This window comes from Vibrio sp. 10N.261.46.A3, from assembly GCF_041472995.1.
Classification (GTDB): Bacteria; Pseudomonadota; Gammaproteobacteria; order Enterobacterales; family Vibrionaceae; genus Vibrio; species Vibrio coralliirubri.
The window spans coordinates 23,536-45,156 of record NZ_JBFRRH010000026.1 but is presented as its reverse complement, the minus strand read 5'-3'; the positions used below and the strand labels follow the sequence as shown (position 1 = coordinate 45,156).

Below are 21,621 nucleotides of genomic sequence, written 5' to 3'. Positions count from 1 at the left end.
GTGACATGCATATCAAAATCAACAGTATTCCTTTCTAAGCGTTTTCTCTTAAAAAATGACTCATTCAAACCACCTCTTAATCTTGTCTTTGATCTATTTTTGACCAACAGCGTAATGGAGTTGGAATCAATTGATGGACAACTCATGTGATGACTGCCTAGGGATTTGAACCTAGCTACTTTTTGAATCACGGAGAATTAAAGACAGTTCACTGCACTAGATTTTGAAATACTTTTTAAAGATTAGTTATTGGACTAATCATTTGTGTGACGAACTGGTCTAACTTTTTTGGAGAGAAGACCAATGAAATATTCACCTATACTCGCTGTAGCAATTTCAGCCCTATTTATTGTTGGGTGTGATGACGACGATGAATCAACAACTCAACTACAAGCTGTACATGCATCGCCAGATGCTCCTTTAGCTAACGTTCTAGTCAATAGTCAGGCTCGTTGGAGCGATGTCGATTATGCTCAAGCATCCGGATACGCCTCCGTAGGTCAAGGACAGACAACTCTTCAAGTCGATGTCCAACTCCCAGGTGACGAAGTGGCCACTGTTATCCCTCAAAGCCAATTCGATTTAAGCGGTGACTTAGATTACACCGTGATGGTTGTAGGCGACGCCGATGGATCCAACAATCCTGTAGAGGCTTTGGTTGTTACTCGCCCTGCTGCAGGAACGGCAACAAGTTCAAGTCTAGATGTGCAAGTAGTACACGCGGCAACAGGAGTTGGCGATGTAAACCTATATGTGACAGGGCCGAGTGATCCATTGGGCGCACCGTTAGGGACTTTAGCTTATAAAGATTTTACTGACGTACTCAATATCCCTGCAGGACAATATCGTGTGAGATTAGAAACCGTGAGCGGCAGTGCTATTGCTTTTGACTCTGGAGAAATCACTCTGTCTGGCGGCAGCGAGCTAACGATTGCGGCTGTGCCAAGAGCTGACTCCAATAGCGCTTCTCCAGTAAAATTGATGGTGATGGACGGTACTGGATCATCGTTAATCTATGACATGGCAGAAACAGCAGAAGTAAGAGTCGGTCATCTTGTTGATGGCGCCCCGGACGTAGATCCATTTGTGAACGGAGCTGCATTTGCACCTCTTGCTGATTTGATGTTCAAGGAAATCCGTGGATTTATCGATTTAGCTGCAGGAAGTTATGACATTGACATCTTTGCTGACGGCACCACAACTAATGCATTAATTGATGCGGATGGTGTCGCGGTATTTGCCGGTATGGATTACAGCATCTATGCGGTAGGGACAGTAAGTCCGCTCAACTTGGAACCTTTGGTTGTTCCTGAAAACCGTCGCCCGGTTGCGACCAGTGCAGTGTTAAACATTACCCACGCCGCTGCTAACCCAATTGCGGCATCGGTGGATATCTACTTAACAGAAAACGTAGGTATCTCTGGTAGCACTCCGGCGTTAAGTGATGTGAAATTCAAAGATTATGCGAATGGCATTTATGTGGCAGCGGGATCTTACTTTGTGACGATAACGGTAGCGGGACAACCATCGGTTGTGGCGATTGATTCAGCGCCTGCTACTTTGGCTAATGGTGTGGTGTATCAAGTCGTGGCGATTGATGATTCGATGGGTACGGGTTTTAACCTAATTGTTAGTGAAACAACAGACTAGATCTGAAGACAGAACGTAGAAGAGGGTAGGTCAATGCTACCCTCTTCTCATTTTTTCTTTGACTCTATTCTTGATTGTTTTTGGCTTTTTCTAATAAATCCGTGAAAAAGTGGCGTAACGAGTAGAGCATGATCAAACTTGGAATCACCATAAGTGCGGTCAGTATAAAGAAGGTTGACCAATCATTGAGGTAATCGACCAATTCACCACTAAATGAAGCCAGTGTTGTTCGACCGAAGTTACCCAAGGATGCGAGTAATGCATATTGGGTTGCAGAGAAGGCCTGCCCAGTTAATAACGTTAAGAAAGAGACAAAAGCTACTGTTGAAAAGGCGGTCGTGAAGTTATCGACAATAATCGTTGCCAAGAACAGTGTTTCACTTGGGCCTGCTTGAGCGATCCATGCAAACATTAGATTACTGGCTGCCATGGCCACACCGCCAATCATCAGTCCGCGTACAATGCCGAATTTTACATTGAAGACGCTGCCTACCAAAGTGAAGAATATGGTTGCGCCCCAACCAATTAACTTCGAATAGTGGCCGATCTGTTCGTTACTGAAACCTATCTCTTTATAGAAGGTGATCGACATGCGACCTAGGAAGGCTTCACCTATCTTAAATAGGAATACGAACAGCAGTAGTGTAATGGCAACTTGAACTCCGTTTCGTTTGAAGAAGTCATAAAACGGTTCTAACACGGTAACACTGAACCAAGCCACGATTTTCGAACCGACAACCTTATTGTGACGTTGCTGAGCCTGTTCTTGCAGGGCTTCGCGTTGTGTATTTGGCTCTCCGACAAAAAGAGTAAACAGCATTAGTACGACAACGACGCCTGCCATTCCGTAATACACGCCATTCCAACCGATTGAGTCTGCGTTAATAAAGGCAAGGTAGCCTGGTAGAGAATACCCCGTCCACCAACCAATTACGGCCATTGCAGAAGCTTGCGGCAGTTTTGATGCTTCGGATTTTGGGAAGGTATCAATACGAAATGCATCAATCGCGATGTCTTGCGTGGCTGAGGCAATGGCAATAGCGAGCGCCAACATTGAAGTAAACGCCAAGTTCTCTGCGGGATTGACGCCTGCGATGAATAAGGTACCGATTAAAACAATGGTTTGGCAGAAAAAGATCCAACTGCGTCGCTGGCCGAGTATTGCGTGAAGCACCGGCAGTTTTACTCGGTCTACCAATGGTGCCCATAGAAAGTTAATCGCATACACGGCAAACACACTACCAAAGTAGCCGATGGCAGCACGTGTTAAACCTGCATCTTTTAGCCAACCAGACATATTGGATCCAATAAGAACCCATGGGAAGCCACTCGAACAGCCGAGCATAAACACCCAAAGTAGGCGTTTATCTAGGTAGCTGCGGAAAGTCTGCATCCAAGAAAGAGAGGGAGTGCCTGATGACATAGGGCGTCCTTGTGTAGAAAAACGCCCTTAAGAAATAAGGGCGTTAGATTGGATTACTTAAGAAGGGTCACTTTAGTGATGACGATTGGGTCGACTGGGATGTCTGACATGCGGCCCATTCGCTTGGTTGGAATCGTTGCCATCTTTTGAACAACATCAAAACCTTCAGTTACTTTGCCAAATACAGCGTAGCCTGGGTTGCCACCTTTGGCGTTCAAGAAATCATTATCAGAGAAGTTAATGAAGAACTGACGAGTTGCAGAATCTGGCGCATTAGTACGAGCCATCGCGATTGTTGCTGTATCGTTCTTCAAGCCATTGCTGCCTTCATTCTTGATAGGAGCGTAAGTTGCTTGTTGATTCATCTCTTGATCGAAGCCGCCACCTTGCGCCATAAAGCCAGGAATAACACGGTGGAAGATAGTGCCTTCATAGCTGCCGTCAGCAACGTATTTTAGGAAGTTCTCCGCACTAACCGGTGCTTGTTCTTGGTTAAGCTCAATAGTGAAGTCGCCTAATGTTGTTCCCACGTTTACTTTAGGACCAGCCCAAACGCTCACGCTCACTAGCATTAATGCGATAGAAGATAAAATACGACCCATTAGAAACGTTCCTTCATGTAAGTTTGTAGCTCTTGGTCGTTAGCGATCTCAGTAAGAACCAAGTTGATCACGTCATTAAGAACCATAGAGATGTCGTCGTTAGATGCACTCAATGCACCAGTGCGTGTTGCAGTTCCGTTGAATGTTTTAACTAGTTTGCCTTCAGGCGTTTCAGCGGTAACTTCAAGCGTTACTTTACCGTCCATTTTGTTTTCCATAATGGTGTGCTCTACGGTAACGAGTGCTTCTTGAATCTCTAAAACAATCGAGTTTTCACTGTTTACGCTCGCACGAAAACCTTGAGACTCTAACTGCTGTGCAACAGCATTTTCTAGAGAAATACGCATGTTTTGCTTAGCGTGAATTGGCTGAATGTTTGAACGGCCACTATCAACCAATGCAACATATTGAGCGGCACGAACATCTTTACTGGTTAGTGTGTATGTTTTGCCTTGTACAAGGTTGCTTGAGCTTAGTGAAGCTTCTGGCATTACATTGATCTGTTCTTGCTGAGGGGCTGAACATGCTGTCAAAGCCATAATAGAAGCAGCCAAAATCAGTTTTTTCATTCCTTTATCCTTTCTAAATTCACACCAGAAGCTCGGTATCTTAAATTCTTGTGAAGTCGTTTCTGCTTATTTATTAAAATTCGCAGGTTCTCTTGTTGCTTGTAATATCTCAAATTTTTGGTTTAGTTCAAGCGTTTCAACGTTAGCTTCACCAAATAGTCTTGCTAGTTTGACATCGTATCCGAGGTGTCGGTTGCCAATAACAATTAATTTGCCTCCATTGCTTAGAACATGCTTTGCATCACAGAACATTTGCCACGCAATGTGATCCGTAATCGCTTGTTGCTGATGGAATGGAGGATTACACATCACTAAGTAGGTGCTGTTTTTCTTGAAGCCATCTAAACAGTTGTTGGCGATGAACTGGAAGTTGCCTTCTTCACCAAGGTTATCTTTGACGTTTTGGCGCGCCGATTCCACCGCCATAAAGCTTTCATCCACACAGGTGATACGGGCTTGTGGGTTCAATTGCCCTGCTTTTACACTCAATACACCGTTGCCACAACCAAGATCGATGATATGACGTAGCTCAGGATCTTGAGGGATGTGCTCTAGCATATAGCGAGCGCCTTGATCGAGTGCTTCCCCTGAGTAAACATTTGGTAAATTTTTCAGGCGGATATCTTCACCGTCTACATCCCATTCAACAAAAGGCTCTACCGTTTGAATTGGCTGGCAGTTTGGAGATGAGAATACTAAGCGGTGTTTTTTCTTCGCTAGTGATGTTTTGGTTTCACCAAGGTATTTTTCGAACAGGTTAAGCGTAGAGGTGTGAATCTCTTTTACCTTGTTGACGCCGATCACTTGGCAGCCTTCAGGCAATGCTTGGCGTAGCTGGCTCAATTGCCAGATTAGGTGACGATTTGTTTTTGGCAGCTGCATGATCACAAGATCGATACCGTGTGGGATATCATCCATCGTGTTCAAAAAGTTCACTCGGTTACTTTGATTGCGTTGCAAGTTTTTCAGGGCACCACGGTGAGAGATAAATGAGTCGCTCATCATAGTGACATCATGATCTTTCGAGAACCAAGTCGATAGGGCACCGAAGCTGTCGTTCATGATCAGGATGTGTTTACCAGGTTCAAGGTTCATCTCTTCAACATGGCTAATAATGTATTCGTCGCCCGCATCCCAAGCTTGAAGGGTTTCATTTGAACGTTTCGGGAAACGATGTAAGGTCAAAGTTCTGTCGTGAAGGGTAAGTTCGGTTTTCATTGCTTGAGATACTTATGTAAGAAATAACAAAGATATTGTCTCAAATGCAGGCTGAACAAGATAGAAAAAACTCAAGCAAACCTACGCCATTCGCTATGAAATACTCAGACACTCGACCTGTTAGGGTTTATACTCAGCCCACGGATAATGCCAATACGTTATTAAGGAATCACAATGATCCAAGAAGTTATCGAAACAAAATTGCACAATGAGTTTTCACCAAGTCATTTAAACGTGGTCAATGAGAGCTATATGCACAATGTTCCGGCTGGTTCTGAGAGTCATTTCAAAGTGATTGTTGTCAGCGATGTGTTTGAAGGTTGGCGTCTTATTGCTCGTCATCGAGCGGTAAATAAAGCCCTTTCAGAAGAGCTAGCGAACAATATTCATGCATTGTCCATTCACACTTATACAAAAGATGAATGGATGAAGCAGCTAGATAACGTGCCAGATAGCCCGATGTGCATGGGCGGCGGTAAGTAAGAAAGCTTACGAATATAGAAGAGGTGGCTATGCCGCCTTTTTGTCGTCAAATTCATCTGTTTTTCGTTGTTATATCACTCAAACTGATGGTAAATCGAACGGCTGAAAATACCTACAATGAGTAATGTTTTTATTAACAGTGTTTCAACATAACTCGTAAAATATTAGTTTGTGACAGAGTATTAATCTCTTGTTTAAAACGCGATTCAAAAGCCAATCTATCTGTGCGGCTCGTCAAATTTATACATATTTGAGAGTCCATATGCTTCAAATCTCACCAAATAAAGGCCGTATTCAAGTTATTGGTCATGGCATCAAGTTGTCAAAAAATGCTAGAATACGGCACCTGATAAATCTCACATAATATTTGTGATGAGTTTATTAATGTAATGTTGCGATTTTGGTATCTCAAATTTACCAAAACCGGACACTGTAATGTCGTGTCTAAGGGCGATTTTAAAACGTCCCGAATTTACGCAATTAAAAGAATCTTTTTCCCGATAAAGTAGTGCAAGTGCGTATGATTACAATAAAGAAGGGTTTGGATCTTCCTATCGCAGGAACTCCATCCCAGGTGATTAATGATGGTAAGTCCATCACTAAAGTCGCCTTGCTTGGCGAAGAGTACGTTGGTATGCGTCCTACGATGCATGCTCGCGTTGGTGATGAAGTGAAGAAAGGCCAAGTTCTTTTTGCAGATAAAAAGAACCCAGGTGTTGTATTTACTTCTCCAGCAAGCGGTAAAGTTATTGAAGTGAACCGTGGTGCTAAGCGTGTTCTTCAATCAGTAGTGATTGAAGTAGCAGGCAATGAGCAAATCACGTTCAATAGCTATGAAGCTAACCAACTAGTAGGCCTTGACCGTGATACGGTTAAAGCTCAGTTAGTTGAGTCTGGCGCATGGACCGCTTTGCGAACTCGTCCGTTCAGCAAGGTTCCAGCAGTTGATTCTGAAACTCAGGCTATTTTCGTTACTGCTATGGATACTAATCCGCTAGCAGCTGAGCCAGAATTAATCATTAACGAGCAGTCTGATGCTTTCGTTGCTGGTTTAGATCTTCTTTCAACTCTGACTAACGGTAAAGTGTACGTTTGTAAAAAAGGTACTAGCTTACCTCGTTCAGCTCAGTCTAACGTTGAAGAACATGTTTTTGATGGCCCACACCCTGCAGGTCTTGCAGGCACGCATATGCATTACCTATATCCGGTAAATGCACAAAATGTAGCGTGGAGCATTAACTACCAAGATGTTATCGCATTCGGTAAGCTTTTCCTTACTGGTGAGATTTACTCTGAGCGTGTTGTTTCTCTGGCAGGTCCAGTGGTGAACAACCCACGTCTAGTTCGTACTCAAATTGGTGCTAGCCTTGAAGAGTTGACAGACAGCGAGTTAATGCCAGGCGAAGTTCGTGTGATTTCTGGTTCTGTACTTACGGGTACTGAAGCAACAGGTCCACATGCTTTCCTTGGTCGTTACCATCAGCAAGTTTCTGTTCTACGTGAAGGTCGTGATAAAGAGCTATTCGGCTGGGCTATGCCTGGTAAGAACAAGTTCTCTGTTACTCGTTCATTCCTTGGTCACCTGTTTAAAGGTCAGTTGTTCAACATGACAACGACGACAAACGGTAGTGACCGCTCAATGGTTCCAATTGGTAACTACGAGCGCGTAATGCCTCTAGATATGGAACCTACATTGCTGCTTCGTGATCTATGTGCAGGCGACATTGATAGTGCTCAAGCACTTGGTGCGCTAGAGCTAGACGAAGAAGATGTAGCATTGTGTACCTTTGTATGTCCAGGTAAGTACGAGTACGGTCAACTACTTCGTGAATGCCTAGATACGATTGAGAAGGAAGGGTAATTTTCATGGGCCTTAAAAAGTTTCTTGAAGACATCGAGCATCATTTTGAGCCAGGTGGTAAACACGAGAAGTGGTTTGCGCTTTACGAAGCCGCAGCGACAGTGTTCTACACGCCAGGTCTTATTACAAAGAAAAGCTCGCACGTTCGTGATAGCGTTGATTTAAAACGTATCATGATCATGGTTTGGTTCGCGGTATTCCCAGCAATGTTCTGGGGTATGTACAACGCGGGTGGCCAAGCTATCGCAGCACTTAACCATATGTACGCAGGCGCTGAACTAGCATCTGTTATCAGTGGTAACTGGCACTACTGGCTAACCGAAATGCTCGGAGCCTCCTTAGGAGCCGATGCAGGTGTTGGCAGTAAGATGCTACTTGGTGCGACATACTTCCTACCTATTTACGCAACGGTATTCATCGTTGGTGGTTTCTGGGAAGTTCTGTTCTGTATGGTGCGTAAGCACGAAGTAAACGAAGGTTTCTTTGTTACTTCTATCTTATTCGCGCTTATCGTTCCGCCAACACTTCCTCTATGGCAAGCTGCACTAGGTATTACCTTCGGTGTTGTAGTCGCTAAAGAGATCTTCGGTGGTACGGGTCGTAACTTCCTGAACCCTGCTCTTGCTGGCCGTGCGTTCCTATTCTTTGCATACCCTGCACAGATTTCAGGTGACGTAGTTTGGACTGCTGCAGACGGTTTCTCTGGTGCAACTGCTCTTAGCCAATGGGCTCAAGGCGGCGGTAGCGCACTAATGAACGTAACATCTGGTGAAGCAATCACTTGGATGGACGCATTCATTGGTAACATCCCAGGTTCTATCGGTGAAGTATCGACTCTAGCACTTATGATCGGTGCTGCGATGATCGTTTACATGCGTATCGCTTCATGGCGCATCATTGCTGGTGTAATGATCGGTATGATTGCTGTGTCTACGCTGTTTAACGTGATCGGTTCTGATACTAACGCAATGTTCAGCATGCCTTGGCACTGGCACCTAGTTCTAGGTGGCTTCGCATTCGGTATGTTCTTCATGGCGACTGACCCAGTATCAGCTTCATTTACCAACAAAGGTAAGTGGTGGTACGGCATCCTAATCGGCGCAATGTGTGTAATGATTCGTGTAGTTAACCCTGCATACCCAGAAGGCATGATGCTTGCGATTCTATTCGCAAACCTATTTGCTCCTCTGTTTGACCACGTTGTAATCGAGAAGAACATTAAGCGGAGACTAGCGCGCTATGGCAAGTAATAACGATAGCATTAAAAAGACGCTGTTTGTTGTTATCGCATTGAGCCTAGTGTGCTCAATCATCGTTTCAACAGCTGCAGTTGTTCTTAAACCTAAGCAACAAGCTAACGCAGTTCTGGATCAGCAAACTAAGATCCTTGAAGTTGCGGGCATTGAACTTGCGGGTAATATCCCTGAACTGTACGCAGAGAACATTGAACCTCGTCTAGTTGATTTCGCTACTGGCGATTTCGTTGACGGCGATGCTGCTGCATACGACCAACGTAAAGCGGCAAAAGATCCAGCTCAGTCAATCAAGCTTTCAGCTGAAGATGACATCGCTAAGATCCTTCGTCGTGCTAACACGGGTACTGTATACCTTGTGAAAGATGGCGCTGAAACTTCTAAAGTTATCATCCCTGTTCACGGTAACGGTCTATGGTCAATGATGTACGCATTCGTTGCGGTAGAAACTGATGGCAACACAGTTTCTGGTATCACTTACTACGAGCAAGGTGAAACTCCTGGACTTGGTGGTGAAGTTGAGAACCCAACTTGGCGCGCTCAATTCGTTGGTAAGAAATTATTCGACGAAAACCACAAACCTGCTATTCAGGTTGTTAAAGGTGGGGCTCCTCAAGGTTCTGAGCACGGTGTAGATGGCCTTTCTGGTGCAACACTGACTAGCGTTGGTGTTCAACATACATTTGACTTCTGGTTAGGTGATATGGGCTTTGGTCCGTTCCTAGCAAAAGTTCGTGACGGAGGTCTGAACTAATGTCTAGTGCAAAAGAAATTAAAAAGAGCATCTTAGCGCCGGTGTTGGACAACAACCCAATCGCGCTACAGGTTCTTGGTGTGTGTTCTGCTCTTGCGGTAACCACTAAGCTAGAAACAGCATTTGTTATGACTATCGCGGTAATGTTCGTTACTGCTCTGTCTAACTTCTTCGTTTCTTTGATCCGTAACCACATTCCTAACAGTGTGCGTATCATCGTTCAGATGGCAATTATCGCATCATTAGTAATAGTGGTAGACCAAGTGCTTAAAGCATACCTATACGATATCTCTAAGCAGCTATCTGTATTCGTAGGCCTAATCATTACTAACTGTATTGTAATGGGTCGTGCTGAAGCATTCGCAATGAAGTCTGCGCCAATCCCATCTCTAATCGATGGTCTTGGTAACGGTCTTGGTTACGGTTTCGTTCTTATCACTGTTGGTTTCTTCCGTGAGCTTCTAGGCTCTGGCAAACTATTTGGTATGGAAGTACTACCTCTAGTGAGCAACGGTGGTTGGTATCAGCCAAACGGCTTGATGCTTCTAGCACCTTCTGCATTCTTCCTAATTGGTTTCTTGATTTGGGCAATTCGTGTGTTCAAACCAGAACAAGTAGAAGCGAAGGGGTAAGGTAGTCATGGAACATTATATTAGTCTGCTAGTTAAATCGATTTTCATCGAAAACATGGCGCTTTCTTTCTTCCTAGGTATGTGTACATTCCTAGCGGTATCTAAGAAAGTTAAAACTTCTTTTGGTCTTGGTGTTGCGGTAGTTGTAGTACTTACAATCGCTGTTCCTGTAAACAACCTTGTTTACACACACATCCTGAAAGAAAACGCGCTTGTTGAAGGTGTCGATTTAAGTTTCCTTAACTTCATCGCATTCATCGGTGTTATCGCGGCACTTGTACAAATCCTAGAGATGGTTCTAGACCGTTTCTTCCCACCTTTGTACAACGCACTAGGTATCTTCCTTCCACTGATCACAGTTAACTGTGCAATCTTTGGTGGTGTATCTTTCATGGTAACTCGTGACTACAACTTTGCTGAATCTGTTGTTTACGGCTTCGGTTCTGGTGTGGGTTGGATGTTAGCTATCGTTGCTCTTGCGGGTATCCGTGAGAAGATGAAGTACTCTGACGTACCTCCAGGTCTTCGTGGCCTTGGTATCACGTTCATTACTGTTGGTCTGATGGCGTTAGGCTTTATGTCTTTCTCTGGTGTTCAACTGTAGGGTAAGCACCCAGTAATAAGGAATAACAAATGCAAAGCATTATTCTTGGCGTAGCGATGTTTACCATTATTGTATTGGCTCTAGTATTAGTGATTCTTTTCGCTAAGTCTAAGCTAGTACCATCAGGTGACATCACTATTGCTGTAAACGGCGACCCTGAAAAGGCGATCGTTACTCAACCTGGTAGCAAGCTACTTGGTGCCCTAGCTGGCGCTGGTATCTTCGTATCTTCTGCTTGTGGTGGCGGTGGCTCTTGTGGTCAGTGTCGTGTAAAAGTTAAGTCTGGTGGTGGCGACATCCTTCCGACTGAACTTGATCACATCACAAAAGGTGAAGCTCGCGAAGGCGAACGTCTTGCATGTCAAGTTGCTATGAAAACTGACATGGAGATTGAACTGGACGAAGATATCTTTGGTGTTAAAAAGTGGGAATGTACTGTTATCTCGAATAACAACGAAGCTACTTTCATCAAAGAACTTGCTCTAGCGATCCCTGAAGGTGAAGAAGTTCCGTTCCGCGCGGGTGGTTACATTCAGATTGAAGCTGAACCACATCACGTGAAATACGCAGATTACGATATTCCTGAGGAATACCGTGGTGACTGGGATAAGTTCAACTTGTTCCGTTACGAGTCTATCGTTAAAGAGCATTCGATCCGTGCTTACTCTATGGCTTCATACCCAGAAGAGAAAGGCATCATCAAGCTTAACGTGCGTATCGCAACTCCGCCGCCAAACAACCCTGACGTAGCTCCTGGTGTGATGTCTTCATACATCTGGTCTCTTAAAGAAGGCGACAAATGTACTATTTCTGGTCCATTTGGTGAGTTCTTTGCTAAAGACACAGACAATGAAATGGTATTCATCGGTGGTGGTGCAGGTATGGCGCCAATGCGTTCCCATATCTTTGACCAACTTAAGCGTCTTAACTCTACTCGTAAGATGTCTTACTGGTACGGTGCACGTTCTAAACGTGAGATGTTCTACATTGAAGATTTCGATGGCCTAGCGGCTGCAAACGAGAACTTTGTGTGGCACTGTGCTCTGTCTGATCCTCAACCAGAGGACAACTGGGACGGTTACACAGGTTTCATCCACAACGTATTGTACGAAAACTACCTGAAGGATCACGAAGCTCCTGAAGACTGTGAGTACTACATGTGTGGTCCACCAATGATGAACGCGGCTGTTATCGGCATGCTGAAAGATCTTGGTGTAGAAGATGAAAACATCCTACTAGATGACTTCGGTGGTTAATCCATTTAAGTGATTGATATTATGGCTGACTCTCACGAGTCAGCCATTTGTTTTTCTAAGACTATTTTTGACAACATACTGGCTTATATAAGAAAGAGTAAGGCATTCAAAATACCTATTTTTTACTCTTATTTTTCCTTATATAAATCCTCAACATTAGACAGGAGTAAGCAAGTGAGAATTTGGCTTGTTGCATTAACTTCTTTGATTTTTCTTGCGGGCTGCGAGCAGGCAAGAGAGCAAGTGCATTTAAGTGGCCCGACTATGGGTACCAGTTACAATATTAAATACATCAATGGTGATGAATTTCCTGAGTCTAATGAAGTTCATACTGAGATCGATCGTCTACTTGAAGAAGTGAATGATCAAATGTCGACTTACCGTGAAGATTCAGAGCTGAGCCGTTTCAACCAACACAAAGGTGCGGACGCATTCGAAGTATCTGAACAAACCGCTATTGTTGTGAAAGAAGCCATTCGTTTGAACGGTCTTACTGAAGGAGCGTTGGACGTTACGGTTGGTCCATTAGTTAATCTTTGGGGTTTTGGTCCTGAAGCGCGTCCGGAAGTAGTTCCATCAGATGAAGAGCTTGCTGCTCGTAAAGCTAAAGTCGGTATTCACCACTTGAGCGTTGAAGGCAACAAGCTAACTAAAGATTTGCCTAATTTGTACGTCGACCTGTCAACCATTGCAAAAGGTTGGGGCGTTGATGTTGTTGCTGATTACCTTGATTCAATTGGTATTCACAACTACATGGTAGAAGTAGGCGGTGAAATCCGTTTGAAAGGTCTTAACCGCGAAAGTGTAGGTTGGCGTATTGCCATCGAAAAGCCAAGTATTGACGAGCGCAACATTCAAGAGATCATCGAACCTGGCGATATGGCGATCGCAACGTCTGGTGACTACCGCAACTATTTTGAGCGTGATGGTGTTCGTTACTCACACATTATCAACCCAGAAACAGGAAAGCCTCTTCATCATAAAGTGGTTTCTGTGACTGTTTTAAACCCGTCTTCAATGACTGCAGACGGCTTATCTACGGGCCTTATGGTCTTAGGTGAGGAAAAAGGAATGGAAGTCGCAAACCAACATAACATCCCAGTGTTCATGGTGGTAAAAACAGCAGATGGCTTTAAAGAAATTGCTTCTGAAGCATTTAAGCCATACTTAGGTAAATAAGGTAAGCGAGATAATTATGAATACATTTCTGATTACATTTGGTGTTTTTCTTGCAGTAATCGCAGCGATGTCAATTGGCTACATTATCCAAAAGAAAGTTGTGAAAGGTAGCTGTGGCGGTTTGGGTGCTGTTGGTATTGATAAAGTATGTAACTGCCCTGAACCTTGTGACGCGCGTAAGAAGCGTGAAGCACGTGAAGCTTACCGTGAAGAGAAGCTGGCTGAGCGTCAACAAAAAGAAGCGGCTTGGAGTAAAGACCGTATCGCTTAATTGGTGACAGTCATAAGGGGTAGAGTTATCTATGCCCTTAAATTGAAAAGCTCAAGATTATCGTCTTGAGCTTTTTTGGTTTTAAGGCTTAGTCATTTACCTTGGCTGATTAACGATGGAAACAAAACCGAATGACTATTGTTCGATTTGCATGCTGTTGCGCGCAAACACTAGTTGGTTTCTACCTTGCTCTTTTGCCGTATAAAGAAGCTCATCAGCGGCTTTGATCTGTTCATCTAACTTCGCGTCTAAATCGGTTACGCCGATACTGATACTTACCTTGATTTTTTGAGAGTCATGCTCAACAACGTGGCTTTCAATTGCTTTTCTCATGGACTCTAAGTTGTCAACAAAGCTCTCAAATGCACCGCATGACTGAATACAAAATTCTTCGCCACCGAAGCGTACAGCGACATCGTCTTTGAAATGATCTTTGATAATTTTCCCTACATCGATCAGCACGGCATCACCACCATCGTGGCCAAAGGTATCATTCACTTTCTTAAAGAAGTCGATATCCATCATCGCGATGTTTCGTTGATCGCAGCCTTTACAAGGATGATTGAACAGGTAGCGACGATTCCATAAGCCAGTGAGAGCATCCTCGTTAGCATGTCGAAACAGCTCGTTGGCCGCTTCTTTCATATCAAGCAGTTGATGGATACGGCAGAAAAATTCTTCTTGGTTAAAAGGTTTGTAAAGGAAGTCGTTAGCCCCCGCTTTAAGGAATCGAGCTGTCATAGTACGATCATCGCTGCCTGATAACCCGAGAATAGCCAACTGGTTTCTGTCGTGATCGCGTCGAATCTCACGGATCATCGCTATACCGTCTTTCTTCGGCATATCATGGTCTGTAACAACGAATGTAATATCGGGGTCATTATGAAGAAGCTTTAATGCTTGTTCGCCATCTTCGGCTTGAATAGTTTGGATATATTGGTGTTCTAGAAGTTGAACTATGTAACGGCGAACGACCGCTGAATCATCGACAACCAATGCTTTGTGGTAGCGATTATTCGAAATTCTTTGAACCAGAGGGAGTAGGTAGCTGACTGATGACATACTGTCTTTAAGTATGTAATCGATAACGCCTTTGGCTAGGACTTGCTCTCGCAGTTGATTGTCGAACATCCCGGTCAGAACAATTATTTTCTGTTGATAGCCTAAGACGAGATCAATGATCTCACCGTCTTGCCCGTCAGGTAAGCAGTAATCCAATACGGCACACAAGAAATCTGTCTCTTGTTCCAAGATGTTTTTTGCTTCTGCAATCGATTCAGCAACTGCGACCTCATAACCGCTATTTTTAAGCTGTTGGTACAGGTAGTTGCGAAATGCTCGGCTATCTTCCACTACTAGTATTTTTTCACTCACAAGCGATCCCTACTTATAGACTAAATACTCGTTAACAATAGTATCAGAAGAGCTCATGGCTATTGAAGCGAAACCTCTTTAGCTGGACTCGAGATCGTTTTAAATCTGATAATAATTGGATTATACTGTTTATAGATACAGTTGTAAGGTCGAGTAATTCCTAGATGTGTAGCGTGGGTGAAGAGAAAGTAAGAAAAATAATTCATGTTGATATGGATTGTTTTTACGCGGCTGTAGAAATGCGTGATAACCCTGCTTACCGAAATCGCCCGTTAGCTGTTGGTGGGCATGAAAAGCAACGCGGTGTTTTGAGTACCTGTAATTATGAAGCCCGCAAGTTTGGTGTTCGCTCTGCAATGCCGACAGGAAAAGCCCTACAGCTTTGTCCTAATCTGTTGGTTGTGCCGGGAAGAATGTCGGTCTATGTTGAGATATCTAAAAAAATCCGCGAAATCTTCTCTCGATACACATCAATCATTGAGCCTCTTTCCTTGGATGAAGCTTTCCTTGATGTCACCGATTCTAAGCAGTGCCACGGTTCAGCAACACTTATTGCCGAGTCGATTCGCCGTGATATCTGGAATGAGCTTAACCTGACCGCTTCTGCAGGAATTGCGCCGATTAAATTCTTGGCCAAAGTAGCCTCGGATCTGAATAAGCCCAATGGTCAGTTTGTTATCCCTCCACAAGACGTGCAATCAGTGATCGATGAGCTACCACTTGAAAAGATTCCCGGTGTCGGCAAAGTGAGCATAGAAAAGCTGCATCAAGCAGGTTTCTTTACTTGTAAGGATATTAAAGAGTCTGACTATCGAGACCTCCTACTCAAGTTTGGCCGTCAAGGTGCATCACTCTGGAAGCGCAGTCATGGCATTGATGATCGAGAAGTTATCATCGAGCGCGAGCGAAAATCGGTAGGCGTAGAGCGCACCTTTACCCAAAATATTTCAACCTACGCCGAATGCTGGCAGGTAATCGAAGATAAACTGTTTCCTGAGCTTGAAACTCGCTTAGAAAAAGCCAGCCCAAGCAAAGCGATCATCAAGCAGGGCATTAAGCTCAAGTTCGCCGACTTTCAACAAACCACGATTGAACACATTCACGCCTCTCTCGATCGTGAACACTTCAAAGAACTGCTAAGTGAAATTCTGAAAAGACAACAGGGGCGAGAAATACGTCTGCTTGGTTTAAGCGTAATGCTGCAACCCAAAGACCAAATGCGTCAGTTGAGTTTCTTTTAGGGAAAGGCGCTGAGAGTTTAGTCTTAGAGGTGCTACTTGAAGTGTTGGTGTTTAAATACCGACTAGACTTCACAGCCTAGCCGGTTTTTTCTAAACAAGGAAATTAGTTTACCTAGGAAGTTGTTTAACTAGCGCTAAGGTATCACTGAACGGTTGCTGCTCTAGCTTACCGTAACCGACCATTTTACTGGCTTTGAGTTTGGTTGAAAGCGGGGTGGCAATTCCACATAAGAAGCGAGTAATTGCCTCGTCGGTAATCAGTTGTTGGCTGTTGGAAATGAACTCATGTATCCATGTCATCACCGTCTCATCATCAACAGGTTCAACATCAACGGTTGGTAAGATTGCCACTTCTCCTCGACATACAGAGCAATGGCCGCAGGTTGTTGGTGCTTTATCATCGGCAAAATAACTCGCAAGGCGTGAGCTTAGGCAAGTATCCGCCTCAAAGAAGTTCAGCATCTGGTTAAGGCGGTTTATCTCGCTGTTTTCTTTTGCTTTAAACAACTCAGTTAGACGCTCTGACAGTTGCATCATATCTTCAGAAGTATTGTGGATCGCGTAGACATCGGTGATCTGCTTGCTTTCTAGTTCAATCCAACCTTGTTCATTGAAGTAGTCGATAGCCGCGATCACACGCTGACGATCGGCTTGGAAGTGTGTCCAAAGCGCATCGAAGTCGACTTGGCACCACACTCTAGCTTGAGGTGAACATTGGAAGATCGCTTCGACAAATTGACGGCGTTCACTTTGGAACTGTTCGGTGATTTGTTGTTTTGGACGAATGAACTTAAATTTGTAGTCTGCGAAGTAGCTGTACTTAGGCTCGATCACGCCTTCAATTTCGAGATACACCAGCAGTGTTTTTAGCGGTAACTGACGAATGTTGGATTCACGTGATAGTTGGTTAAGCATGATCTCCCATTGATTCGAGCCAGAAGCGCCAATGTTTTGATTTTCGTAGATCTCTTTTAATACCGCTTGGATCGATATGTTGTCTGGCGTATCACCAAAAACGAAGTTCTCGAGTGTGCTCAAACCATGTTTGTTAGCCAGTAAAATACATTCAGACGCTTGCCCATCTCGGCCAGCTCTGCCGATCTCTTGCGAGTAGTTTTCGATCGATTTCGGCAAGTCAAAGTGAATCACTCGGCGAATGTTGGACTTATCCACACCCATACCAAACGCGATAGTTGCGACGATACAGCTCACGTCATCATTCATGAATTGGTGTTGAATAGCATCTCTATTTTCAGGCTTAAGACCGGCATGGTAAGCCACCGCATTAACGCCAGCATTGCGAAGCTGCTGAGCCACCATCTCTGCTGTTTGTTGAAGGGTGACATAAACAATAGTAGGAGCGAGAGAAGCTTGGTTAACCACATTGCACAAGGTTTCTAGCTTGCTGGTTTGTTCACAAGGTTGAATCGACAGGTCGAGGTTTTGACGATAGAAACCCGTAACCACAACGCGCTCTTCATCAATTTCAAACTTTGACTTCATGTCTTGGATAACTGAAGTGGTCGCGGTGGCTGTCAGTAGTAGAACCTGAGGAATATTGAGCTGCTTTTGGTATTGAGGAAGCTTCAGGTAATCGGGTCTGAAGTTGTGTCCCCATTCTGAAATACAGTGCGCTTCATCTACCACCAGTAACGAGATCGGCACTTGGGAGATAAACTGACGAAAGCGTTCGTTCTTCAAGCGCTCAACGGAGATCATGAGGATCTTGGTGTCTCCGTTACGTACCGACTGCATAACCTGTTGTGTGGTTTGTCTGTCTTGGCTTGATTCGATTGCAGCTGCACTAATGCCTTTACTGTGCAGGAAAGCGAGTTGGTCTTTCATCAAGGCTAATAGCGGCGATATCACCAAGGTTAAGTGCGGTAACTCTAATGCGGGTAATTGATAGCACAGCGATTTACCTGAGCCTGTCGGGAATATCGCGGCAGTCGAGTGACCAGATAGAACGTTATCAATGACTTGCTTTTGCCCATTACGCAGTGAGTCGAATCCGAATACTTGTTTTAGCTTCTGCTCAATCATTTATGTTCTACCTGAGTTATTAAGTGTCGTATTGATGCTAAAGCGGGCGCCTATTCATGATAGCGTCGCTTGATGAATCAAATGTCTTGCACCTGATTGTACCTAATTCTATTCTGTAGCTCCTATAGAAAAGCACCCCAATAGTATGAATAAGTCTGAGCTTCGCCAAATAATCATAGAGCAACTCGAATCCCGATTACGTATCGCACAATCTGCTACTCAACGCGCGATTGACGCTGCGACAGATGAAGAGACAGTACCTGAGCATAAGTACGATACATTGGCGCTGGAAGCTTCGTATCTTGCCCATGGTCAAGCGGTGAGGGTACAAGAGTGCGAAGACGACATTCAGTGTTATCGTAACTTAGTGTTGCGCGACAGTGAGCGAATTACGGTGAGCAGCTACGTTGTGGTCATTGACGAGCATGATAAATATAAACACTTTTTTATGGGGCCGAGAGTCGGCGGACTTTCTGTCACGTGGAATGAGAATGAGGTGGCTATTGTGACGGCGAATGCACCTTTTGGTCAGGCTCTAATGGGTAAAGAAGTTGGCGATGAGATTGAATTTAAGGTCGCTGATAAACAGTTTTGCTATGAAGTTATCTCTATCGACTAACTGGTTGATTAGTAGATATAAAACGTTTCTCTGACAAAGAAGCATAATCCAAGGGTATAGTAATCTGTCAGATTGATGAGAGGATGTTATGAAAAACAATGTATTAATTGCATCACTAACAGCGGTTATCGCTGTTGTGAGCCTGCCAACGTTTGCTGCTCAGTGTCGAGTTGATTTGAAGAATGAACTACGAATCGATGATCAAAAAGTCGAAATCCATCAAGTGAATGGTGATACGGCCGTTTTTGATGATAACAACGACCTCTATATCCATGGTGAGAAGGTTGAGCTTGATGCCGACCAACAAGCGGCGATTGAGAAATATCGCGAAAATATGAATGAGTACTTACCTCGAGCGAAACAAATGGCCAACGATAGCTTAGCGTTAGCCAATGACGTGATTGATGATATCGCGGCTAGCCTGGATTCACCTGAGTCATTTGATAACGTAAAAGAATCAATGAAAACCTACTTTGCAGAACTGGAAGCGCGTTACTACAAAGATGGCGAGTTAGTGTTGCCAGCAGAAAGCTTTGATTCTATGGCCAATGGCTGGTCTGAAGATTTCGAGAAGGCAAAAGAGATCTTTAACCAAGAATTTATCTCTAGTGCTTTTAATGCGATGTCAGAAAAGATGAAACAAGACGGTGGCCTAAACCTGACTGAATTAGCTGACAGCATGGCTGAATTAAAGCTGAAAGTTGAAGAGCGAATGAAAGAACACTCTCAACAAGTACAAGAAGAAGCGAATGAGTTCTGCGATTCTCTGGATGAGATGGCGGAACAAGAGCAAGAGTTGCATGAAATCATTCCGAACCTAAAAGACTATCAAGTCTTCACGATCTAATCTGAATTGACTGATGAATCACAAGAGCACCGTTTGGTGCTCTTTTTGTTTGTATAAATGGAACCACACGGCGAGTATTTATCTCTATTTAATCTATTTCCTTCTCAAGCCTTCCACTTCGCTTTGTTGCTTCTAATTGAACGATAAGACTGGTTATTTGTTAATTTTGTGGTTCTAAATAGCGCATTGATTGTAAAAATCAGAGAATTGTTCATTTATTAGTTGTGCCTATCATTGCTTTTTATTACTGTACTTCTCAACTAGTTCACTGATTTTTAATGCGGGCGATATGGACCAACAATCTTCCTCTTCAAGAGAGCACTTTAGCTCTCGTTTAGGCTTTATTTTAGCAGCGGCTGGTGCAGCGGTTGGCTTGGGTAATATTTGGGGCTTCCCGACTCAAGTTGCCAGCAACGGTGGCGGTGCTTTCCTTTTGGTCTATTTGATCATGATCTTCGTGGTTGCTTTCCCAATGCTGGTGGTAGAGATGGCTATCGGCCGTCATGGCCAAGCAAACCCAGTTGATAGCATGCGATCTTTGACGACAAACCCTTTGGGTAAGAAAGTCGGTGAGTTTGTCGGTTGGATTGGACTGAGTGTACCAAGCGCTGTGTTGGCGTTTTACAGTATTGTTGGTGGTTGGTTGATCTGCTTCCTAATTGGTGCGGTCGCGGATCTTATCGGTCTAGAAGCGATTGCTGATTGGTTTAAAGGCTTCAGTGTTGAGCGCAACGTATTTGGTACCGTCGCGTTTTATGTACTGACTATCTTGATTGTGCAGGGCGGTGTTAAACAAGGCATCGAGAAGTGGTCGACTCGTCTGATGCCTGCGCTGTTTGTTTTATTTGGCTTATTGTTTGTTTACATCATGACGCAATCTGGCGCGATGGAAGGCCTAAAACATTACCTAGTCCCAGACTTTGAGAAAGTGTGGGATAGAAAACTGATTCTGGCGGCAATGGGACAGGGGTTCTTCTCACTCACCATTGGTGGTTGCTCGATGTTGGTTTATGGCTCTTACTTAAGTAAGAAAGAGAACCTGCCAAAAATGGCGATGAACGTAACTTTTGTGGATACTGCTGTCGCTTTTATTGCTGGCCTAGTGGTGATGCCTGCAATGTTTGTTGCGATGCAAAAGGGCGTACAAATCTATGCGGAAGATGGCTCACTATTAAGTTCTGACACGCTCGTATTCACGGTTCTACCGTTGATGTTTGATAGTTTAGGTGTGCTTGGTCAGATCTTTGCGATTGTGTTCTTCTTACTACTAACGATTGCTGCACTGACTTCTTCTATCTCGATGCTTGAAGGCCCTGTAGCGCTAGTGAGTGAGCGTTTCAATACTAGACGAACGCCAACAAGCTGGGTGATTGGTGGTGCTATCGCGCTGTTTAGTGTGGTGATTGTTTACAACTTTGCTGCGATGTTTGGCATGGTAGCGATGATTGCAACTCAGTATCTTCAACCTGTCGCTGCACTGATGTTCTGTGTGTTTGGTGGTTGGGTATGGAGTCGAGCTTCAAAAGTGAAAGAGCTTGAACAAGGTTGTCCTGATTTCCAATTGGGCTGGTTTGGCAAGGTTTGGCCAATGTATGTGAAGTTTGTGTGCCCAATCTTGGTAGCAACGGTTATCTGGGCTTCTTTCGGTTAACGCTGAACCCTATCAGGGCTTTTTGAAATTACCTCCTCAGAACTTGAAATATTAAGCACAAAGCCACTCATAAGGAGTGGCCTTGTTGTTT

At 44.1% G+C, this 21,621-nt stretch carries 20 protein-coding genes; 14 read left to right on the top strand and 6 right to left on the bottom strand.

Features of this window, described 5'->3' with window-relative positions:
* Positions 1-303 precede the first annotated feature (303 nt).
* A complete protein-coding gene (locus AB4484_RS07025) occupies positions 304-1,650 on the top strand; it encodes a DUF4397 domain-containing protein (RefSeq protein ID WP_372077235.1) in 1,347 nt (448 codons plus the stop codon).
* A 64-nt stretch (positions 1,651-1,714) separates the two neighbouring features.
* Here the strand turns inward: AB4484_RS07025 and AB4484_RS07020 are convergent, their stop codons facing one another.
* The 4 genes from AB4484_RS07020 to AB4484_RS07005 form a co-directional block, all read right to left on the bottom strand.
* Complete coding sequence (locus AB4484_RS07020; RefSeq protein ID WP_372077233.1) at positions 1,715-3,073, bottom strand: AmpG family muropeptide MFS transporter; 1,359 nt, start codon at positions 3,071-3,073, stop codon at positions 1,715-1,717.
* 53 nt (positions 3,074-3,126) lie between these two features.
* Entirely contained in the window at positions 3,127-3,675 is a 549-nt protein-coding gene (locus tag AB4484_RS07015; protein ID WP_372077232.1) for a peptidylprolyl isomerase, read from the bottom strand.
* Positions 3,675-4,244 carry a YajG family lipoprotein gene (locus AB4484_RS07010; protein ID WP_017059907.1) on the bottom strand — a complete coding sequence of 190 codons (570 nt, stop codon included), beginning with the start codon at positions 4,242-4,244 and terminating at the stop codon, positions 3,675-3,677. Before AB4484_RS07010 ends, AB4484_RS07015 begins: the two co-directional genes overlap by 1 nt.
* Before the next feature lie 66 nt (positions 4,245-4,310).
* Positions 4,311-5,462 (bottom strand): methyltransferase, encoded by a 1,152-nt coding sequence (locus tag AB4484_RS07005; protein WP_372077230.1) that lies wholly within the window; start codon positions 5,460-5,462, stop codon positions 4,311-4,313.
* A 174-nt stretch (positions 5,463-5,636) separates the two neighbouring features.
* Between AB4484_RS07005 and bolA the strand changes: the two genes are divergently transcribed.
* From bolA to nqrM, 9 genes are all read left to right on the top strand, one after another.
* Positions 5,637-5,945, top strand: a complete 309-nt coding sequence (gene bolA / locus AB4484_RS07000; RefSeq protein WP_372077228.1) for a transcriptional regulator BolA — start codon at positions 5,637-5,639, stop codon at positions 5,943-5,945.
* 520 nt (positions 5,946-6,465) lie between these two features.
* Positions 6,466-7,806, top strand: coding sequence for a Na(+)-translocating NADH-quinone reductase subunit A (locus tag AB4484_RS06995; RefSeq protein WP_032549021.1), 1,341 nt, complete (start codon positions 6,466-6,468; stop codon positions 7,804-7,806).
* A gap of 5 nt (positions 7,807-7,811) precedes the next feature.
* Complete coding sequence (locus tag AB4484_RS06990; RefSeq protein WP_017067139.1) at positions 7,812-9,056, top strand: NADH:ubiquinone reductase (Na(+)-transporting) subunit B; 1,245 nt, start codon at positions 7,812-7,814, stop codon at positions 9,054-9,056.
* Positions 9,046-9,813 carry a Na(+)-translocating NADH-quinone reductase subunit C gene (locus AB4484_RS06985; RefSeq protein ID WP_019823841.1) on the top strand — a complete coding sequence of 256 codons (768 nt, stop codon included), beginning with the start codon at positions 9,046-9,048 and terminating at the stop codon, positions 9,811-9,813. The genes AB4484_RS06990 and AB4484_RS06985 overlap by 11 nt, the downstream gene beginning before the upstream one ends.
* On the top strand, positions 9,813-10,445 hold the full coding sequence (locus AB4484_RS06980) for an NADH:ubiquinone reductase (Na(+)-transporting) subunit D (RefSeq protein WP_008223083.1): 633 nt from the start codon (positions 9,813-9,815) through the stop codon (positions 10,443-10,445). The genes AB4484_RS06985 and AB4484_RS06980 overlap by 1 nt, the downstream gene beginning before the upstream one ends.
* Before the next feature lie 7 nt (positions 10,446-10,452).
* Entirely contained in the window at positions 10,453-11,049 is a 597-nt protein-coding gene (gene nqrE / locus AB4484_RS06975) for an NADH:ubiquinone reductase (Na(+)-transporting) subunit E (protein ID WP_009848375.1), read from the top strand.
* Between the two features lie 29 nt (positions 11,050-11,078).
* Complete coding sequence (gene nqrF, locus AB4484_RS06970; protein WP_017631923.1) at positions 11,079-12,305, top strand: NADH:ubiquinone reductase (Na(+)-transporting) subunit F; 1,227 nt, start codon at positions 11,079-11,081, stop codon at positions 12,303-12,305.
* A gap of 174 nt (positions 12,306-12,479) precedes the next feature.
* Positions 12,480-13,484, top strand: a complete 1,005-nt coding sequence (locus tag AB4484_RS06965) for an FAD:protein FMN transferase (RefSeq protein WP_048607978.1) — start codon at positions 12,480-12,482, stop codon at positions 13,482-13,484.
* Between the two features lie 16 nt (positions 13,485-13,500).
* Complete coding sequence (gene nqrM, locus AB4484_RS06960; RefSeq protein WP_009848378.1) at positions 13,501-13,755, top strand: (Na+)-NQR maturation NqrM; 255 nt, start codon at positions 13,501-13,503, stop codon at positions 13,753-13,755.
* Between the two features lie 135 nt (positions 13,756-13,890).
* Here nqrM and AB4484_RS06955 read toward each other — a convergent pair whose 3' ends face one another.
* On the bottom strand, positions 13,891-15,129 hold the full coding sequence (locus AB4484_RS06955; RefSeq protein WP_372077225.1) for a response regulator: 1,239 nt from the start codon (positions 15,127-15,129) through the stop codon (positions 13,891-13,893).
* A gap of 164 nt (positions 15,130-15,293) precedes the next feature.
* On the opposite strand from AB4484_RS06955, the gene dinB reads away from it, so the two are divergent.
* On the top strand, positions 15,294-16,370 hold the full coding sequence (gene dinB, locus AB4484_RS06950) for a DNA polymerase IV (RefSeq protein ID WP_372077223.1): 1,077 nt from the start codon (positions 15,294-15,296) through the stop codon (positions 16,368-16,370).
* A 108-nt stretch (positions 16,371-16,478) separates the two neighbouring features.
* Here dinB and AB4484_RS06945 read toward each other — a convergent pair whose 3' ends face one another.
* Positions 16,479-18,413: an ATP-dependent DNA helicase RecQ gene (locus tag AB4484_RS06945; RefSeq protein WP_372077222.1), complete on the bottom strand. Its 1,935-nt coding sequence runs from the start codon at positions 18,411-18,413 to the stop codon at positions 16,479-16,481.
* A gap of 145 nt (positions 18,414-18,558) precedes the next feature.
* Between AB4484_RS06945 and AB4484_RS06940 the strand changes: the two genes are divergently transcribed.
* The 3 genes from AB4484_RS06940 (at position 18,559) to AB4484_RS06930 (ending at position 21,530) form a co-directional block, all read left to right on the top strand.
* The gene (locus tag AB4484_RS06940) at positions 18,559-19,032 is read left to right on the top strand and encodes a GreA/GreB family elongation factor (RefSeq protein ID WP_372077220.1); all 474 of its coding nucleotides are present in this window, start codon (positions 18,559-18,561) and stop codon (positions 19,030-19,032) included.
* 88 nt (positions 19,033-19,120) lie between these two features.
* On the top strand, positions 19,121-19,879 hold the full coding sequence (locus AB4484_RS06935; RefSeq protein WP_372077219.1) for a YggN family protein: 759 nt from the start codon (positions 19,121-19,123) through the stop codon (positions 19,877-19,879).
* A gap of 289 nt (positions 19,880-20,168) precedes the next feature.
* Positions 20,169-21,530 (top strand): sodium-dependent transporter, encoded by a 1,362-nt coding sequence (locus AB4484_RS06930; protein ID WP_372077217.1) that lies wholly within the window; start codon positions 20,169-20,171, stop codon positions 21,528-21,530.
* Positions 21,531-21,621: the final 91 nt, after the last annotated feature.

What these genes read in the sequence shown, in the direction of transcription:
- AB4484_RS07025 (WP_372077235.1), top strand. Translation starts at nt 304, where the DNA reads ATGAAATATTCACCTATACTCGCTGTAGCAATTTCAGCCCTATTTATT.
- AB4484_RS07020 (WP_372077233.1), bottom strand. Translation starts at nt 3,073, where the DNA reads ATGTCATCAGGCACTCCCTCTCTTTCTTGGATGCAGACTTTCCGCAGC.
- AB4484_RS07015 (WP_372077232.1), bottom strand. Translation starts at nt 3,675, where the DNA reads ATGGGTCGTATTTTATCTTCTATCGCATTAATGCTAGTGAGCGTGAGC.
- AB4484_RS07010 (WP_017059907.1), bottom strand. Translation starts at nt 4,244, where the DNA reads ATGAAAAAACTGATTTTGGCTGCTTCTATTATGGCTTTGACAGCATGT.
- AB4484_RS07005 (WP_372077230.1), bottom strand. Translation starts at nt 5,462, where the DNA reads ATGAAAACCGAACTTACCCTTCACGACAGAACTTTGACCTTACATCGT.
- bolA (WP_372077228.1), top strand. Translation starts at nt 5,637, where the DNA reads ATGATCCAAGAAGTTATCGAAACAAAATTGCACAATGAGTTTTCACCA.
- AB4484_RS06995 (WP_032549021.1), top strand. Translation starts at nt 6,466, where the DNA reads ATGATTACAATAAAGAAGGGTTTGGATCTTCCTATCGCAGGAACTCCA.
- AB4484_RS06990 (WP_017067139.1), top strand. Translation starts at nt 7,812, where the DNA reads ATGGGCCTTAAAAAGTTTCTTGAAGACATCGAGCATCATTTTGAGCCA.
- AB4484_RS06985 (WP_019823841.1), top strand. Translation starts at nt 9,046, where the DNA reads ATGGCAAGTAATAACGATAGCATTAAAAAGACGCTGTTTGTTGTTATC.
- AB4484_RS06980 (WP_008223083.1), top strand. Translation starts at nt 9,813, where the DNA reads ATGTCTAGTGCAAAAGAAATTAAAAAGAGCATCTTAGCGCCGGTGTTG.
- nqrE (WP_009848375.1), top strand. Translation starts at nt 10,453, where the DNA reads ATGGAACATTATATTAGTCTGCTAGTTAAATCGATTTTCATCGAAAAC.
- nqrF (WP_017631923.1), top strand. Translation starts at nt 11,079, where the DNA reads ATGCAAAGCATTATTCTTGGCGTAGCGATGTTTACCATTATTGTATTG.
- nqrM (WP_009848378.1), top strand. Translation starts at nt 13,501, where the DNA reads ATGAATACATTTCTGATTACATTTGGTGTTTTTCTTGCAGTAATCGCA.
- dinB (WP_372077223.1), top strand. Translation starts at nt 15,294, where the DNA reads ATGTGTAGCGTGGGTGAAGAGAAAGTAAGAAAAATAATTCATGTTGAT.
- AB4484_RS06945 (WP_372077222.1), bottom strand. Translation starts at nt 18,413, where the DNA reads ATGATTGAGCAGAAGCTAAAACAAGTATTCGGATTCGACTCACTGCGT.
- AB4484_RS06940 (WP_372077220.1), top strand. Translation starts at nt 18,559, where the DNA reads ATGAATAAGTCTGAGCTTCGCCAAATAATCATAGAGCAACTCGAATCC.
- AB4484_RS06935 (WP_372077219.1), top strand. Translation starts at nt 19,121, where the DNA reads ATGAAAAACAATGTATTAATTGCATCACTAACAGCGGTTATCGCTGTT.
- AB4484_RS06930 (WP_372077217.1), top strand. Translation starts at nt 20,169, where the DNA reads ATGGACCAACAATCTTCCTCTTCAAGAGAGCACTTTAGCTCTCGTTTA.